Below are 17,087 nucleotides of genomic sequence, written 5' to 3' on the forward strand. Positions count from 1 at the left end.
GGCGTGGACCCTTAGCCGCCGATGAGGGGGGGACGCCGGAAGCGGCGTCCCCCCTCAGTGTGAGGACTCGAGATGTATCAGCTCTTCTTCCGCCTGGTCTTCCGGCACATGGACCCCGAGCAGGCCCACCAGCTGGCCTTCCGCTGGATCCGCCTGGTGGCCCGCGTGCCGGTGCTGCGGACCTTCGTCGCCGCCGTGCTGGCGCCCCGCTACCGGGAGCTGCGCACCGAGGCCCTGGGGCTGCGGCTGCACAGCCCCTTCGGCCTCGCCGCGGGCTTCGACAAGAACGCCGTCGGCATCGACGGCCTGGCCATGACCGGCTTCGACCACGTCGAGGTCGGCACCGTCACCGGGAAACCGCAGCCCGGCAACCCCAAGAAGCGGCTGTTCCGCCTGGTCGAGGACCGGGCCCTGATCAACCGCATGGGCTTCAACAATGAGGGCTCGCTGCGGGTCGCCGCCCGCCTCGCCTCCCGCCGGCCCGTCTTCAAGACGGTCGTCGGCGTCAACATCGGCAAGACCAAGGCCGTGCCCGAGGAGGAGGCCGTCTCCGACTACGTGAAGTCCGCCGAGCGCCTGGCGCCGTACGCGGACTACCTGGTCGTCAACGTCTCCTCGCCGAACACCCCGGGCCTGCGGAACCTTCAGGCCGTCGATCAGCTGCGGCCGCTGCTGACCGCGGTCCGCGAGGCCGCCGACCGCAGCGTGCCGGGCCGCCGGGTCCCGCTGCTGGTCAAGATCGCCCCCGATCTCGCCGACGAGGACATCGACGCCGTCGCCGACCTCGCCGTCGGCCTCGGCCTGGACGGGATCATCGCCACCAACACCACCATCGCGCGCGAGGGACTCGGGCTGCGCTCCGACCCCGCGCTGGTGAAGGAGACCGGCGGCCTGTCCGGTGCCCCGCTGAAGGGGCGCTCCCTGCAGGTGCTGCGGCGCCTGTACGCCCGTGTGGGCGACCGGATCACCCTGGTCGGGGTCGGCGGTATCGAGAACGCCGAGGACGCCTGGCAGCGGATCCTGGCCGGGGCCACGCTGGTCCAGGGGTACACCGGGTTCGTCTACCAGGGCCCCTTCTGGGCACGCTCGATCCACAAGGGGCTCGCCGCGCGGCTGCGCACCAGCCCGTACGCCACGCTCGCCGACGCGGTGGGCGCCGACGTGAGGACCTCCCGATGAGCGGACTCCAGCCCTTCGGCGCCCGGCTGCGCCGCGCCATGGACGAACGCGGACCGCTGTGCGTGGGCATCGACCCGCACGCCTCCCTGCTGGCCGAGTGGGGCCTGAACGACGACGTGGCGGGCCTGGAGCGGTTCAGCCGTATAGTCGTCGAGGCGGTGGCGGACCGGGTCGCGGTCCTGAAGCCGCAGAGCGCCTTCTTCGAGCGCTTCGGCTCGCGCGGCGTGGCCGTGCTGGAGAAGACCGTGCAAGAGGCGCGGGAGGCCGGCGCGCTGGTGGTGATGGACGCCAAGCGCGGCGACATCGGCTCCACCATGGCCGCCTACGCCGAGTCCTTCCTGCGCAAGGACGCGCCGCTGTTCTCCGACGCGCTCACCGTCTCGCCGTACCTCGGCTACGGCTCGCTCAGCCCGGCCGTCGCCCTGGCCCGGGAGAGCGGCACGGGCCTGTTCGTGCTGGCCCTGACCTCCAATCCGGAGGGCGGCGAGGTGCAGCACGCGATCCGGCAGGACGGGCGGACCGTCGGCGCCACCATGCTCGGGCACCTGGCGGCCGAGAACGCGGGGGAGGAGCCGCTGGGGTCCTTCGGCGCGGTGGTCGGCGCCACGCTGGGTGACCTGTCGTCGTACGACCTGGACATCAACGGCCCGCTGCTGGCGCCCGGCATCGGGGCCCAGGGGGCGAAGGCGGCCGATCTTCCGGCGGTCTTCGGCGCCGCGGTGCGCAATGTGGTGCCGAACGTCAGCCGGGGAGTGTTGCGCCACGGTCCCCGCATGGTTGCGCTGCGTGACGCCGCGGACCGGTTCGCGGACGAGATCAGGGCCGCGGTGGGCGCGGTCTGAGCCTCTCACACGGCTCACGGAGGGCCGCTCAGGTATGGATACCTTCACAAATCCGGGGCAATATGTCCTCAATGTCCGTCCTGCCGGAGGCTGACCAGGACTTTTCCGCTGTTCTCGCTGACTCTTGCGGAGTTGACCGCTAGTCTCCGACGAGAGAACGGGCAAGCGTGTTGCTCGTGGCTCCCCAGGTGTGGGGCGACTAGGTTCCTCACCGGTCCGTATCCGACAGTTCGACATCCGAGGTGACGTAGGCGTGGCTCTTCCGCCCCTTACCCCTGAACAGCGCGCAGCCGCGCTCGAAAAGGCCGCCGCGGCTCGCCGGGAGCGGGCCGAGGTCAAGAATCGACTCAAGCACTCCGGCGCCTCTCTTCACGAGGTCATCAAGCAGGGCCAGGAGAACGACGTCATCGGCAAGATGAAGGTCTCCGCCCTGCTCGAGTCGCTGCCGGGCGTGGGCAAGGTCCGCGCCAAGCAGATCATGGAGCGACTGGGCATCTCCGAGAGCCGCCGCGTCCGGGGTCTCGGGTCCAACCAGATCGCCTCCCTGGAGCGTGAGTTCGGCGGCAACGGGTCCTGATTCCCGGGCACCCCGGCTTTGCTGGAATAATCGCCGCATGGCTGCAACACCCCGGGGGACGTCCCCCGTGCCCCCGGACGATCGTCCGCGACTGACCGTGCTCTCCGGCCCCTCGGGGGTCGGCAAGAGCACGGTCGTCGCTCATCTGCGCAAGGAGCACCCCGAGATCTGGCTCTCGGTGTCGGCGACGACCCGCAAGCCCCGTCCCGGTGAGCAGCACGGTGTCCACTACTTCTTCGTCACCGACGAGGAGATGGACAAGCTGATCGCCAACGGTGAGCTGCTGGAGTGGGCCGAGTTCGCCGGCAACCGCTACGGCACGCCCCGGGCGGCCGTGATCGAGCACCTGGAGGCGGGCGTGCCCGTCCTGCTGGAGATCGATCTCCAGGGCGCCCGGCAGGTGCGCGAGTCCATGGCCGACGCACAGCTGGTCTTCCTGGCTCCGCCCTCCTGGGAGGAGCTGGTGCGCAGGCTCACCGGGCGGGGCACCGAGCCGCCGGAGGTGATCGAGCGCCGGCTCGAGGCCGCCAGGACGGAGCTGGCGGCCGAGCCGGAGTTCGACGTCACCCTGGTCAACACCTCCGTCGAGGACGTCGCCCATGAGCTGCTAGCCTTGATGAACGTCGTGTGATCGTTGCCGAATCGTCGTCGGCGGTCACCGAGACCGAATCCCCATCCATCGGAAGGTAGAGCGTGTCCTCTTCCATCTCCGCGCCCGAGGGCATCATCAACCCGCCGATCGACGAGCTCCTCGAGGCCACCGACTCGAAGTACAGCCTCGTGATCTACGCGGCCAAGCGGGCCCGTCAGATCAACGCGTACTACTCGCAGCTCGGCGAGGGTCTCCTCGAGTACGTCGGTCCCCTCGTCGACACCCACGTCCACGAGAAGCCGCTCTCGATCGCCCTGCGCGAGATCAACGCGGGACTGCTGACCTCCGAGGCCGTCGAGGGCCCCGGTCAGTAAGTCGTATCAGCTGGTCTTCGCTGACTTTTCCACAGGCCCGGCAGCACGTCTGCCGGGCCTGTGGTGTCTCATGGGTGGTGGTCGCACATTTCCGAGGTCCGGGGAGAGACGGTGGACAAGCCGAGGGTCGTTCTGGGAGTCAGCGGCGGCATCGCCGCGTACAAGGCGTGCGAGCTGCTCCGCAGGCTGACGGAGTCCGGACACGACGTCCGCGTCGTGCCCACGGCCTCCGCGCTGAAGTTCGTCGGGGCCGCCACCTGGTCCGCGCTCTCCGGCAACCCCGTGGCGACCGAGGTCTGGGACGACGTGCACGAGGTGCCGCATGTGCGCATCGGCCAGCAGGCCGACCTCGTGGTGGTCGCCCCGGCCACCGCCGACATGCTGGCCAAGGCGGCGCACGGCCTCGCCGACGATCTGCTCACCAACACCCTGCTCACCGCCCGGTGCCCGGTCGTGTTCGCCCCCGCCATGCACACCGAGATGTGGGAGCACCCGGCCACCCAGGACAACGTGGCCACCCTGCGCGCCCGCGGCGCCGTCGTGATCGAGCCGGCCGTCGGCCGCCTCACCGGCGTGGACACCGGCAAGGGCCGGCTGCCCGAGCCCGCCGAGATCTTCGAGGTGTGCCGCCGGGTGCTGGCCCGCGGCGTCACCGGGCCCGACCTCAAGGGCCGGCACGTCGTGGTCAGCGCCGGGGGCACCCGCGAGCCCCTGGACCCCGTCCGCTTCCTCGGCAACCGCTCCTCCGGCAAGCAGGGCTACGCCCTCGCCCGCACCGCAGCCGCCCGGGGCGCCCGGGTCACCCTGATCGCCGCCAACACCGCCCTGCCCGACCCGGCCGGCGTGGACGTGGTGCCCGTGGGCACCGCCGTGCAGCTGCGCGAGGAGGTGCTGCGGGCCGCAGCCGACGCCGACGCCGTGGTCATGGCCGCGGCCGTCGCCGACTTCCGCCCCGCCGCCTACGCCACCGGCAAGATCAAGAAGAGGGACGACCAGGAGCCCGCCCCCATCACCCTGGTCCGCAACCCCGACATCCTCGCCGAGATCTCCGCCGACCGGCCCCGCCCCGGACAGGTGATCGTCGGCTTCGCCGCCGAGACCGACGACGTCCTCGCCAACGGCCGCAGCAAGCTCAAGCGCAAGGGCTGCGACCTGCTCGTGGTGAACGAGGTGGGGGAGCGCCGCACCTTCGGCTCCGAGGAGAACGAGGCCGTGATCCTGGGCGCCGACGGCAGCGAGACCCCGGTCGCCCACGGCCCCAAGGAGGCCCTGGCCGACACGGTGTGGGACCTGGTGGCCGAACGTCTCGGATGAGCCCGGGTACGCCGTCCGGGCGTCCGAAACCACGCTCACCGGGGCGTGGCGCCTCTGGTCAACACCACCCGTTGCTGGGCACAATGCCCGTGCCGCAGGTCACAGCGCTCCCGAGAGGCGAGACGGGGGCGCCCCTGACCTTGCGCGACCCGTAAACTGTGCACGGACGGCGCCGGGTGCAGCCCCCGCCGTCCGCCAATGATCAGCCAGCAGCCGCTGCAACCCCAGGGAGCGTTGTGTCCCGTCGTCTCTTCACCTCGGAGTCCGTGACCGAGGGTCACCCCGACAAGATCGCTGACCAGATCAGCGACACCATCCTCGACGCGTTGCTCCGCGACGACCCGACCTCCCGGGTCGCCGTCGAGACTCTGATCACCACCGGTCTCGTGCACGTGGCCGGCGAGGTCACCACCAAGACGTACGCGGACATCGCGACGCTCGTCCGCAACAAGATCCTCGAGATCGGCTACGACTCCTCGAAGAAGGGCTTCGACGGCGCCTCCTGCGGTGTGTCGGTGTCCATCGGGGCGCAGTCCCCGGACATCGCGCAGGGTGTCGACGCGGCCTACGAGGCCCGCGTCGAGGGCGACGACGACGAGCTGGACCGGCAGGGCGCGGGCGACCAGGGCCTGATGTTCGGCTACGCCACCGACGAGACGCCCACCCTGATGCCGCTGCCGATCTTCCTGGCGCACCGCCTGTCCAAGCGGCTGTCCGACGTGCGCAAGAACGGCACCATCCCCTACCTGCGCCCGGACGGCAAGACGCAGGTCACCATCGAGTACGACGGCGACAAGGCGGTCCGCCTGGACACCGTGGTGGTCTCCTCGCAGCACGCCTCCGACATCGACCTGGACTCGCTGCTGGCGCCCGACATCCGCGAGTTCGTCGTGGAGCCGGAGCTGAAGGCGCTGCTGGACGACGGGATCAAGCTCGACACCGAGAACTACCGTCTGCTGGTCAACCCCACCGGCCGTTTCGAGATCGGCGGCCCGATGGGTGACGCGGGCCTGACCGGCCGCAAGATCATCATCGACACCTACGGCGGTATGGCCCGGCACGGCGGGGGTGCCTTCTCCGGCAAGGACCCGTCCAAGGTCGACCGCTCCGCCGCGTACGCCATGCGCTGGGTGGCCAAGAACGTGGTGGCCGCCGGGCTGGCCTCGCGCTGCGAGGTGCAGGTGGCGTACGCGATCGGCAAGGCCGAGCCGGTGGGTCTGTTCGTCGAGACCTTCGGCACCGAGAAGGTCGACACCGAGCGGATCGAGCAGGCCATCGACGAGGTCTTCGACCTCCGTCCGGCGGCGATCATCCGCGACCTGAACCTGCTGCGCCCGATCTACGCCCAGACCGCCGCGTACGGTCACTTCGGCCGTGAGCTGCCCGACTTCACCTGGGAGCGCACCGACCGCGTCGACGCGCTGCGCCAGGCGGCCGGGCTGTAAGGCCCGCGGGCAGCAGCCGAGCGTCTCACCGAGGCCCGGCGTCCCTTCGAGGGGCGCCGGGCCTCGGCGCTTCTCACGGGGCCGCACATGCCGTGGCCGGCTGAGGCGAGGGCGCCCTGCGCCGGCGGTGCGATGGGCGCGGATACTTCCGGGGAAGTCCCCTCGCAGGTTCGAATCCTGCTGCCGGTCCTGGACCGGTATGGCCGAGCGGCCCGAGGCAGAAGCGCCTCACGGCGTTCGTTGTCCGCATCCGGCCGGGTCTCGGGCCGGCGCCGCTGTCACTGCCGTTTGGTAAGAATGCAAGCGTGAGCAGCGAGAACGGACAGGCGGACGGCAGGGGCGAGCCCGCGCCGCCCGAGCAGCTCGCGCTCATCCGGGAGAGCGTGCGCAAGGCGAAGGAGCCCCGGGCCAAGCCGCGCACCTGGCGTGGCGCCAAGCTGGCCCCGCACCTGCCCGTCGCCCGGGTGCTCGTCGACAAGGGCGTGCTCCATCTCGACCGGTACTTCGACTACGCCGTCCCCGAGGAACTCGACGCCGACGCCCAGCCGGGCGTGCGGGTGCGGGTCCGTTTCGGTGCCGGACGGCACCGGGTGCGCGAGGGACGCCGTGAGGGCGGGGGACTGATCGACGGGTTCCTCGTGGAGCGGCTCGCCGAGTCCGACTACTCGGGACCCCTCGCGGCACTGGCCCAGGTGGTCTCGCCCGAGCCGGTGCTCGACGCCGAGCTGCTGGGGCTGGCCCGCGCCGTAGCCGACCGGTACGCCGGAAGCCTCGCCGATGTGCTGCAGCTCGCCGTGCCCCCGCGCAACGCCCGCGCCGAGCGGCGTCCCTCGCCGGAGCCGCTGCCCCCGCCCCCGGCGCCCTCCGCGGGGTCCTGGGCGCGCTACGAGCAGGGACCCGCGTTCCTGGAGGCGCTGGCGGCCGGAGGCGCCCCACGGGCCGTGTGGCAGGCCCTGCCCGGGCCGCAGTGGAGCGAGGAACTGGCCCGTGCCGTCGCCGCCACGCTGGCCTCGGGACGGGGCGCCCTGGTCGTCCTGCCGGACTACCGCGCCGTCGCCCGCGTGGACGCGGCGCTCACCGCGCTGCTCGGCGAGGGCCGGCACGCGGTGCTCACCGCCGACGCCGGCCCCGAGAAGCGGTACGCGCAGTGGCTGGCCGTCCGCCGGGGCGCGGTGCGGGCCGTGGTGGGCACCCGGGCGGCGATGTTCGCGCCCGTGCGGGATCTCGGTCTGGTGGCCGTCTGGGACGACGGCGACGACAGCCACAGTGAGCAGCACGCCCCGCAGCCGCACGCCCGGGAGGTGCTGCTGCTGCGCGCCGCCCAGGACAAGTGCGGCTTCCTGCTGGGCGGTTGGAGCTGCACGGTGGAAGCCGCGCAGCTGGTGGAGACCGGCTGGGCCCGGCCGCTGACCGCCGGGCGGGACCGGGTGCGGGCCGCGGCCCCGCTGGTGCGGACCGTGAGCGATGCGGACCTCGCCCGGGACGAGGCGGCACGCGCCGCCCGCCTGCCGACCCTCGCCTGGCAGGTCGCACGGGAGGGCCTGAAGCACGGCCCGGTGCTGGTGCAGGTGCCCCGGCGCGGGTATGTCCCGCGGCTGGCCTGCGCCACCTGCCGGGCGCCGGCCCGGTGCCGGCACTGCTCGGGTCCGCTTCAGGCGCAGGCGTCCGGCTCCGCCGATCTGCGGTGCGGCTGGTGCGGGCGCGAGGAGGGCGGCTGGCACTGCCCCGGGTGCGGCGGCTTCCGCCTGCGGGCCCAGGTCGTGGGGGCACGGCGCACCGCCGAGGAACTGGGGCGGGCCTTTCCCGCGGTGCCGGTGCGCACCTCGGGGCGCGAGCATGTGCTGGACACGGTGCCGGGGACGCCCGCGCTGGTGGTCAGCACGCCGGGCGCCGAACCGGTCGCCGAGGGCGGCTACGCGGCGGCCCTGCTGCTGGACGGCTGGGCCATGCTCAACCGGCCCGACCTGAGGGCCGGGGAGGACGCGCTGCGCCGCTGGATCGGCGCGGCGGCGCTCGTGCGTCCGCAGCCGGCGGGCGGCACCGTGGTGGTCGTCGCCGAGCCGAACCTGCGGCCCGTGCAGGCGCTGGTGCGATGGGACCCGGTCGGCCACGCCGTGCGGGAACTCGCCGACCGGGCGGAGCTGCGCTTCCCGCCGGTGTCGCGGATGGCGGCGGTCTCCGGACCCCCGCAGGCGGTGGCGGGTTTCCTGCGTGCCGTCGAACTCCCGCAGGAGGCCGAGGTGTTGGGGCCGGTCCCGCTGCCGGTCACCCCCGTCGGGATGCCGCGCCGGCCCGGTGCGCCGCCGCCCGGCGAGCACTGGGAGCGGGCGCTGGTCCGGGTGCCGCCGGGCCGGGGAGCCGCACTGGCCGCCGCCCTGAAGACGGCTCAGGCGGCCCGCATGGCACGGGGGAACGACGATCCGGTGTGGGTACGGATCGACCCGCCGGACATCGGCTGAGACGCGGGGGAGCGGGGCCCGGCCGTTCCTGTGCGTGCAGTCCTGCTCGGTGAGGTTCCCGCCGCGTAGTCGCGTGAAGGGAACGCCCTCCCGGCGTCGCGTGAAGGGAACGCCCTCCCGGCGTCGCGTGAAGGGAACGCCCTCCCGGCGTCGCGTGAAGGGAACGCCCTCCCGGCGTCGCGTGAAGGGAACGCCCTCCCGGCGGCGGTGCGGCCGGGAGGGCGGGGGAGTTGGTGGTGGGTCAGCCGTTGCGCGGGGCGGGGAACGACGAGGGGCGTGAGTCGTCGCGCAGCGCGGGGCTGCCCGCGGTCGGCTGGGTGGGCATGGAGCGGGCGGCGGGAACCGTCGGCACGGTGGACACACCGGCGCCGACATTGACCGTGCGGGGGGTCGACGGTTCCGGGGTGCGGTCGGACTCCGCGGCGGAGGGGGTCCGCGCCGCGGCGCGGCGGGAGCCGTAACGGCGGTGCACGGCCTGCTTGGTGACGCCGAGTGCGGAACCCACCGCGTCCCACGAGAAGCCGAGCGAGCGGTCGAAGTCCACGGCCGCGGTGACCAGCGTCTCGACGCTGTCCCTGAGTTCCTGGGCGAGGCGGACGGTCGGGGCGGGCGCGCGTCCGTAGACGACGAAGCCCGTGGAGGGTCCGGAGCGGCGGGGGCGGTAGACATTGCCCAGCTGGGCGGTGAGCGTGCGCAGTGCGTCCACCTGCCGGCGGACCCGCTCGATGTCCCGCACCAGCAAGTGCAGGCTGGCCCGAGCCTGGGCGTCGTGGGTTGCGTGGTCGGCCATGAACAAGCCTCTCGAACCGGCGTTGAAAGGGATGAGCCCCGAGGGGCTCGATGTGGTCAACTCTTTCTTGACCAACGCGTTTCCGCTCCCCGGGTCACGGGGTGGGGGCGTGGCGGCATATGCGGGCGCTGCCTTCTCCGCCGGCCGCGCCGCCCGGTCCCGCGCGCATCTCCCGGCCGCCGGACGCCGGTCCAGAAGCGCGTCCGGCGACGGTGTCGGTGCGGTCCGCGCCCGCTCGCCCCATAGACTTGTGCGTTGCCCACCGACCCCGCCCGAGAGGCCCTGCCCAGCCCATGAAGCTCGTCTTCGCCGGTACCCCCGAGGTCGCCGTTCCCGCACTGGACGCCCTGCTCGCCTCCGAACGGCACGAGGTGGCCGCCGTCGTCACCCGGCCCGACGCCCCGGCGGGGCGCGGACGGAGGCTGGTCGCCTCTCCCGTCGCCGAGCGCGCCCAGGAGGCCGGCATCGAGGTGCTGAAGCCGGTCAGGCCGCGCGACCCGGAGTTCCTGGAGCGGCTGAAGGAGATCGGGCCCGACTGCTGCCCCGTCGTCGCCTATGGCGCCCTGCTGCCCAGGGAGGCGCTCGACATCCCCACCCACGGCTGGGTCAATCTGCACTTCTCCCTGCTGCCCGCCTGGCGCGGCGCGGCGCCCGTGCAGCACGCGCTGATGGCGGGCGACGAGATCACCGGCGCCACCACCTTCCTCATCGAGGAGGGCCTCGACTCCGGTCCGGTGTACGGCACCGTCACCGAGGAGATCCGCCCCACCGACACCAGCGGCGACCTGCTCACCCGGCTCGCCTTCGCAGGCGCCGGGCTGCTCGCCGCGACCATGGACGGCATCGAGGACGGCACCCTGAAGGCCGTACCGCAGCCCGCCGAGGGCGTCAGCCACGCCCCCAAGGTCACCGTCGAGGACGCCCACGTCGACTGGCGCGCCCCGGCGCTGCGCGTCGACCGGGTGGTGCGCGGCTGCACGCCCGCCCCCGGCGCCTGGACGACCTTCCGCGGCGAGCGGCTCAAGCTCATCCAGGTGCGTCCCGCGCCGGAGCGCACCGACCTCGCCCCCGGCGAGATCGCCGCCGGCAAGAACGACGTGTACGTCGGCACCGGTTCGCACGCCGTGGAACTGCTCTGGGTGCAGGCGCAGGGCAAGAAGCCGATGCGGGCGGCGGACTGGGCGCGCGGGGTGCGCATCGCCCCCGGGGAGCGCGTCGGCGGCTGAGGCCGCGGCGGTCCGCCGGGCGCCGACCCCGTAGGCTGGAGTGCGCACTTCGACCCACATCCGGAGCACCTTTTCGTGAGCGACCAGCCCCGTCGGCCCCGCAGGCCCGCCAAGCCCTACCGCCGGCCCAAGAAGGACCCCGTCCGCATCCTCGCCTTCGAGGCCCTGCGAGCCGTGGACGAGCGGGACGCCTACGCCAACCTGGTGCTGCCGCCGCTGCTGCGCAAGGCGCGCGAGAAGGGCGACTTCGACGGGCGGGACGCGGCCCTCGCCACCGAGCTGGTGTACGGGACGCTGCGCCGGCAGGGCACCTACGACGCGATCATCGCGGACTGCGTCGACCGCCCGCTGCGCGAGGTCGACCCGCCGGTGCTGGACGTGCTCAGCCTGGGCGCCCACCAGCTCCTCGGCACACGGATCCCCACCCATGCCGCCGTGTCGGCCACCGTGGAGCTGGCCCGGGTGGTGCTCGGCGACGGCCGCGCCAAGTTCGTCAACGCGGTGCTTCGCAAGGTTGCCCGGCACGATCTCGACGGCTGGCTGGAGCGGGTCGCGCCGCCCTACGAGGAGGACCCCGAGGACCATCTCGCCGTCGTCCACTCCCACCCGCGCTGGGTGGTCTCCGCGCTCTGGGACTCCCTGGGCGGCGGGCGCGACGGGATCGAGCAACTGCTGCGCGCCGACAACGAACGGCCGGAGGTGACGCTGGTCGCCCGGCCCGGACGCGCCACCACCGAGGAACTGCTCGCCGAGGAGGCCGCGCAGCCGGGCCGCTGGTCCCCGTACGCGGTGCGGCTGACCGAGGGCGGTGAGCCCGGTGCCGTGCCCGCCGTGGCCGAGGGGCGGGCCGGGGTGCAGGACGAGGGCAGCCAGCTCGTCGCGCTCGCGCTGGCCGGTGCCCCGGTGGAGGGGCGCGACCGGCTGTGGCTGGACGGCTGCGCCGGACCCGGCGGCAAGGCCGCGCTGCTCGGGGCGCTCGCCGCCGAGCGGGGCGCGATGCTGCTCGCCTCGGAGAAGCAGCCGCACCGCGCCGGCCTGGTCGCCCGCGCGCTGTCCGGCAACCCCGGCCCCTACCAGGTCGTCGCCGCCGACGCGACCCGCCCGGCCTGGCGGCCCGGCAGCTTCGACCGGGTGCTCGTCGACGTGCCCTGCACCGGGCTGGGTGCGCTGCGCCGCCGCCCGGAGGCCCGCTGGCGCCGCCGCCCGGAGGACCTGGACGGATTCGCGCCGCTCCAGCGGGGGCTGCTGCGCACCGCGCTGGAGTCGGTGCGCGTCGGCGGCGTGGTCGGCTACGCCACCTGCTCGCCCCACCTCGCCGAGACCCGCGCGGTCGTCTCCGACCTGCTCAAGCAGTTCCCGGAGACCGAGCTGCTCGACGCCCGGCCGCTGCTGCCGGGCGTGCCGGACCTGGGCGAGGGCCCCGACGTACAGCTGTGGCCGCATCTGCACGGCACCGATGCGATGTACCTGGCACTCATCCGCCGCACGGGCTGACGGCGCGTCCGAGGGGAGGCGGCGGACGGTGCTCATCCGGGGGAGCGGGTGNNCCGACCGCCGTCAGGGGCCGTGCGCCTCCGGCTCACAGGGCGCTGACGGTCGCCGTCGGCGTCCACGCCTCCGGCTCACCCGCCCTGACGAGGGCTGCTGACGTCGGAGCCTCCGGCTTGCGCGCTGCTGACGAGGGCCGCCGGTGTCCGAGCCCCCGGCTTGCGCGCTGCCGACGAGGGCCGCCGGCGTCCGAGCCCCCGGCTCACCCGCTGCGGACGAGCGCCGCTGACGTCCGTCCGCCCCCCGGCCCACGCGCGGCCGCCGACGCTCCCGCTCATCCGCCGCCGGCGTCCACCCGAGGCGGATGCACCTCGCCGCCGCCGTCCTCGCGGGCCAGGCGGTGGGGCCACCACACCTTCGGGCCCACGTCCAGGAACAGCGAGGTGACCAGCACCGAGCGCACGACGAAGGTGTCCAGCAGCACGCCCAGGGCGACCGCGAAGCCGATCTCGGCGAAGGCGACCATGGGCAGGGTGCCGAGCGCCGCGAAGGTGCCCGCGAGGACCAGGCCCGCCGAGGTGATCACCGCGCCGGTGGTGGCCAGACCGGTGACCACGCCCTGCCGGGTGCCCTGCCGGGCGGCCTCCTCGCGGATGCGGGTGGTCAGGAAGATGTTGTAGTCGATGCCGAGGGCCACCAGGAACACGAAGACGAACAGCGGGAAGTCGGTCGACTCGCCCGCGTAGTCGAACACGTACCGGAAGGCCAGCGCGCTCAGCCCGAGCGCCGCCGTGAACGACAGGATCACCGTCGCGATCAGCAGCAGCGGAGCGATCAGGGCGCGCAGCAGGCTGCACAGGATCAGCAGCACGACCACCAGGACCAACGGGATGATCACGACGTTGTCGCGGGTGGTCGCCGCCTCCATGTCGAGCAGCGCCGCCGTGCCGCCGCCCACCTTGGCGTCGGCGCCCGGCACCGCGTGCACGGCGTCCCGGACCCGTTCGACCGTCTCCTTCGCCGCCTCGCTGTCCGACGGCGCGGTCATGGTCGCCTCGAACAGCACCTTGCCCTCGAACGAGGGTTTCGCGCCCGGCGGCAGCCCCAGCGACTGCGGGACGACGCCCTCCGTCGCGGCGACCGCGCGGCCCACCTGCTCGGCCTGGGCCTGGTTGCTGACGATCACCAGCGGATCGCCGCTGCCGGCCGGGAAGTAGCGCGCGGAGACCTGCTGACCGGTGATCGAGTCCGGGGTGTCGGTGAAGGAGTCCGCGTTGCTGATGCCCTCCGCGCGGAGCTGCATGAGCCCCAGCGAGCAGATCGTCAGCACCACCGCGGTGACCGCCCAGACCGTGCGCGGGCGCTGGGCGATGCGGCGGCCCATCCGGGCCCACACGCCCCGCTCGGTCGGGTCCGGGTCGCCGTTGTGCGGGATCACCGGCCAGAACATCCACCGGCCGAAGATCACCAGCAGGGCCGGGAACAGCGACAGCATCGCCAGCAGGGCGACGGCCACGCCGATCGCGGCGACCGGTCCCAGACCGCTCGTGGAGTTCATCTCCGCCGCCAGCAGCACCAGCATGCTCAGCACCACGGTGGCGCCGGAGGCGATCACCGCCGGACCCGCCCGGTGCAGGGCCAGCGCCATCGCCTCGTGCCGGTCCTCGTGGCGGCGCAGCTCCTCCCGGTAGCGGGCGACCAGCAGCAGCCCGTAGTCGGTGCCGGCGCCGAACACCAGCACGGTGAGGATGCCGGCGCTCTGCCCGTTGACCGTCAGGCCCCCGTACTCCGCCAGGAAGTAGATCAGCGCCTGCGCCGTGAACAGCGCGGAGATCACCGACACCAGCGGCACCAGCAGCAGGGTGGGGCTGCGGTAGGTGACGAGCAGCATGACGATGACGACGCCCATCGCCGCGAACAGCAGGGTGGAGTCGATGCCCTCGAAGGCCTCGGAGAAGTCCGCGGAGGTGCCGCCAGGGCCCGTGACATGGACGGCGAGCCCGCCGGTGCTGGAGCCCACCTCCTCCCGGATGGAGTCGACGGCGGGCGCGATCCGCTCCCAGCCCTTCTCGTCCATGGTGATCGGCACGAAGACCTGCGCCGCCCGCGGATCCGTCTGCCGGTCGAAGACCGGGCCGCGCGTCTGGTCGCCGATGATCCCGTGCGCGCGCAGCTCCTTCAGATGCGTCACGTCCTCGGCGATCCGCTCCCGGTCCGCCGCGGTCAGCCCGCTGTCCCGCGCGTAGATCACGATCGCGGGGATCTGCTCCGGCCGGAAGTCCTCGGAGATCTCCAGCACCTGCGTCGACTCGGCCGACCCGGGCAGCCAGGAGGCCGCGTCGTTGTCCTGCGCGTCGGTCAGCTTCTGGGCGAACGGCGCCATCAGGAACAGCACCACCACCCAGAACCCCAGCACCAGCCACTTCGTCCGCCGCCCGCACACCAGGTGACCGACACCCCGGCTCCCTGTCATCGCCACCTCCGCGGCAACGCCGAGTGCGGGGCGCGGGGAACTGCGCGACGCGCCCCGGCCGGCCCCGGGGGATGTACGCCTGGGCCGACGTCCCACCGTCCCCGCCCGGGACCCCCGCACGCAACCCCCCGGGCGCATGGCACGCTTGAGGCATGCCCGTGCAGATCAACCCCAGCATCCTGTCCGCCGACTTCGCCAACCTCGCCGCCGAGGCGGAGGCGGTGCGAGGGGCCGACTGGCTCCACGTCGACGTCATGGACAACCATTTCGTCCCCAACCTCACCCTCGGCGTACCGGTCGTGGAGTCGCTCGCCCGGGCGACGGACACTCCGCTGGACTGCCATCTGATGATCGAGGCCCCTGATCGGTGGGCGCCCCAGTACGTCGAGGCGGGGGCCGGGTCCGTCACCTTCCATGTCGAGGCCGCCGCCGCGCCGGTCCGGCTCGCCCGGGAGATCCGGGCCAAGGGCGCCCGCGCGTCCATGGCGCTCAAGCCGGCCACGCCCATCGAGCCGTACGAGGACCTGCTCCCCGAGCTCGACATGCTGCTGGTCATGACCGTCGAGCCGGGCTTCGGGGGACAGGCCTTTCTCGACATCATGCTTCCCAAGATTCGCCGCACCCGCGAGTTGATCAACAAGCACGGGCTGGAGCTGTGGCTCCAGGTCGACGGCGGGGTGTCGGCGTCCACCATCGAGCAGTGCGCCGACGCCGGCGCCGATGTCTTCGTCGCAGGCAGCGCCGTGTACGGCGCGTCGGACCCGGCCGAGGCGGTACGTGCACTGCGCAACCAGGCCGAGGCCGCCACCGCCAAGGCGTCCTGGGCATGCGGCCACTGAGCATCGGGAATGTGAACGGCTCCCAGCAGGGCTGATCAAGCGCGCCGGATCTGCAAGGATGAACGGCGAATCCAGAGTGTGAACAGCAGTGAGGAGATCGCCGTGTCGGGTATGTCGGCGGGCCGGTCAGCCATGCGGATGGGACCCGCTGAGCTGGTGCAGGCGGCGGCCATGGCCCGCCGCTTCTACCTCGAGGGCAAGTCCAAGATCCAGATCGCCGAGGAGTTCGGCGTCAGCCGGTTCAAGGTGGCCCGGGTTCTGGAGACCGCCCTCGAACGGGATCTCGTACGGATCGAGATCCGTGTGCCGGCCGAACTGGACGCCGAGCGCTCCGACGCGCTCCGCGCCCGCTACGGCCTCAGGCACGCCGTCGTGGTCGAGTCCCCGGCCGAGGCCGAGGAGACACCCGACCCCGAGAACCTGGGAGAGGTGGCCGCCGACCTGCTCGGCGAGCTGGTCAACGAAGGGGATGTGCTGGGTCTGGCCTGGGGCCGGTCCACCATCCACATGGCGGCGGCCCTGGACCGGCTGCCGCCCTGCACGGTGGTGCAGCTGACGGGCGTGTACGACGCCGGGACGGCCGAGCGCGGCTCGGTGGAGGCGGTACGGCGCGCGGCGCAGGTCTCGGGCGGCGACGCGCACCCCATCTACGCGCCGATGCTGCTGCCGGACGCGGCCACCGCGGCCGCGCTGCGCAATCAGACGGGGATCGCGCGGGCCTTCGAGTACTTCGACAAGGTCACCGTCGCCTGTGTCTCCATCGGGTCCTGGGAGCCGGGCATCTCCACGGTGCACGACATGCTCAGCGACGAGGAGCGGGCCCACTACGCCTCCCTCGGGGTCGCCGCCGAGATGTCCGCGCACCTCTTCGACGCGGAGGGGCGCCGGGTCGGCCGGGACCTGCAGGAGCGGTGCATCACGGTCAAGGCCGACCAGCTCCGCCGCATCCCGGAGGTCGTCGCGATCGCGGGCGGCCAGCGCAAGGGGCCCGCGATCGACGCGGTGCTGCGCTCGGGGCTGGTCACCAGCCTGGTGACGGACACCTCGGCCGCCGACTACCTGATGACCACCGGTGCGCCGCCCAAGCCGGCGCTCAACCGGGCCGACCCGGACGGGATCTGACAACGCGCGTGCGGCACCGGCAGGCGGAGAGGGGCAGGGCGTGACCCGGGACCCGGCGGGGCGGACCGTCATCACCCTCGACCTCGGAGGGGTGACGGACAAGGCGGGCCTGATGGACCGCTGCGCCGAGACGCTCCGCCTGCCCGACTGGTTCGGGCGCAACTGGGACGCCCTCGCCGACTCCCTGGCCGACCGCACGGTGTGGCCCGCGGAGGCGCTCGAGCGGGGCTTGCTGCTCGTCGTGCGCGGCTGGCGGGAGTACGCCGGGGCGCACCCCGACGAGTGGCAGGTCGCCGAGGAAATCTTCGCCGAGGCCACGGACCGCACCGCCGGCCTTTTCATCACCTTGGGCCCCGGCTGACCCGCA

Annotated in this window: 15 protein-coding genes; 13 read left to right on the top strand and 2 right to left on the bottom strand. The window is 73.2% G+C overall.

Annotated elements, in window-relative coordinates:
• The first annotated feature begins 72 nt into the window (after positions 1-72).
• From ABD207_RS05885 to ABD207_RS05920, 8 genes are all read left to right on the top strand, one after another.
• Complete coding sequence (locus ABD207_RS05885) at positions 73-1,179, top strand: quinone-dependent dihydroorotate dehydrogenase (protein WP_344010583.1); 1,107 nt, start codon at positions 73-75, stop codon at positions 1,177-1,179.
• On the top strand, positions 1,176-2,021 hold the full coding sequence (gene pyrF, locus ABD207_RS05890) for an orotidine-5'-phosphate decarboxylase (protein ID WP_344010585.1): 846 nt from the start codon (positions 1,176-1,178) through the stop codon (positions 2,019-2,021). Before ABD207_RS05885 ends, pyrF begins: the two co-directional genes overlap by 4 nt.
• 253 nt (positions 2,022-2,274) lie before the next feature.
• The gene (locus tag ABD207_RS05895) at positions 2,275-2,598 is read left to right on the top strand and encodes an integration host factor (protein ID WP_344002112.1); all 324 of its coding nucleotides are present in this window, start codon (positions 2,275-2,277) and stop codon (positions 2,596-2,598) included.
• Positions 2,599-2,635: 37 nt separating this feature from the next.
• Positions 2,636-3,229: a guanylate kinase gene (gmk, locus tag ABD207_RS05900; RefSeq protein WP_344010587.1), complete on the top strand. Its 594-nt coding sequence runs from the start codon at positions 2,636-2,638 to the stop codon at positions 3,227-3,229.
• A gap of 62 nt (positions 3,230-3,291) precedes the next feature.
• A complete protein-coding gene (gene rpoZ / locus ABD207_RS05905) occupies positions 3,292-3,564 on the top strand; it encodes a DNA-directed RNA polymerase subunit omega (protein WP_004933985.1) in 273 nt (90 codons plus the stop codon).
• A 111-nt stretch (positions 3,565-3,675) separates the two neighbouring features.
• Positions 3,676-4,878: a bifunctional phosphopantothenoylcysteine decarboxylase/phosphopantothenate--cysteine ligase CoaBC gene (gene coaBC, locus ABD207_RS05910; RefSeq protein WP_344010589.1), complete on the top strand. Its 1,203-nt coding sequence runs from the start codon at positions 3,676-3,678 to the stop codon at positions 4,876-4,878.
• A 236-nt stretch (positions 4,879-5,114) separates the two neighbouring features.
• A complete protein-coding gene (gene metK, locus ABD207_RS05915; protein WP_344010590.1) occupies positions 5,115-6,323 on the top strand; it encodes a methionine adenosyltransferase in 1,209 nt (402 codons plus the stop codon).
• A 305-nt stretch (positions 6,324-6,628) separates the two neighbouring features.
• Positions 6,629-8,782, top strand: coding sequence for a primosomal protein N' (locus tag ABD207_RS05920; RefSeq protein WP_344010591.1), 2,154 nt, complete (start codon positions 6,629-6,631; stop codon positions 8,780-8,782).
• 241 nt (positions 8,783-9,023) lie between these two features.
• Here the strand turns inward: ABD207_RS05920 and ABD207_RS05925 are convergent, their stop codons facing one another.
• Complete coding sequence (locus tag ABD207_RS05925) at positions 9,024-9,572, bottom strand: hypothetical protein (protein WP_344010592.1); 549 nt, start codon at positions 9,570-9,572, stop codon at positions 9,024-9,026.
• Between the two features lie 293 nt (positions 9,573-9,865).
• Between ABD207_RS05925 and fmt the strand changes: the two genes are divergently transcribed.
• The gene (gene fmt / locus ABD207_RS05930; RefSeq protein ID WP_344010594.1) at positions 9,866-10,798 is read left to right on the top strand and encodes a methionyl-tRNA formyltransferase; all 933 of its coding nucleotides are present in this window, start codon (positions 9,866-9,868) and stop codon (positions 10,796-10,798) included.
• Positions 10,799-10,873: 75 nt separating this feature from the next.
• Entirely contained in the window at positions 10,874-12,292 is a 1,419-nt protein-coding gene (locus tag ABD207_RS05935; RefSeq protein WP_344010595.1) for an RsmB/NOP family class I SAM-dependent RNA methyltransferase, read from the top strand.
• Between the two features lie 328 nt (positions 12,293-12,620).
• On the opposite strand, the gene ABD207_RS05940 is transcribed toward ABD207_RS05935, so the two are convergent.
• Positions 12,621-14,759 carry an MMPL family transporter gene (locus ABD207_RS05940; RefSeq protein WP_344010597.1) on the bottom strand — a complete coding sequence of 713 codons (2,139 nt, stop codon included), beginning with the start codon at positions 14,757-14,759 and terminating at the stop codon, positions 12,621-12,623.
• Between the two features lie 152 nt (positions 14,760-14,911).
• Here ABD207_RS05940 and rpe point away from each other — a divergent pair, with 152 nt between their 5' ends.
• From rpe to ABD207_RS05955, 3 genes are all read left to right on the top strand, one after another.
• A complete protein-coding gene (gene rpe / locus ABD207_RS05945) occupies positions 14,912-15,598 on the top strand; it encodes a ribulose-phosphate 3-epimerase (protein ID WP_344010599.1) in 687 nt (228 codons plus the stop codon).
• A 78-nt stretch (positions 15,599-15,676) separates the two neighbouring features.
• Entirely contained in the window at positions 15,677-16,720 is a 1,044-nt protein-coding gene (locus ABD207_RS05950) for a sugar-binding transcriptional regulator (protein WP_344007821.1), read from the top strand.
• A 40-nt stretch (positions 16,721-16,760) separates the two neighbouring features.
• On the top strand, positions 16,761-17,081 hold the full coding sequence (locus ABD207_RS05955) for a barstar family protein (RefSeq protein ID WP_344010601.1): 321 nt from the start codon (positions 16,761-16,763) through the stop codon (positions 17,079-17,081).
• Positions 17,082-17,087 lie beyond the last annotated feature (6 nt).

The organism is Streptomyces thermospinosisporus, assembly GCF_039526425.1.
In the GTDB taxonomy this organism is placed as follows: domain Bacteria; phylum Actinomycetota; class Actinomycetes; order Streptomycetales; family Streptomycetaceae; genus Streptomyces; species Streptomyces thermocarboxydovorans.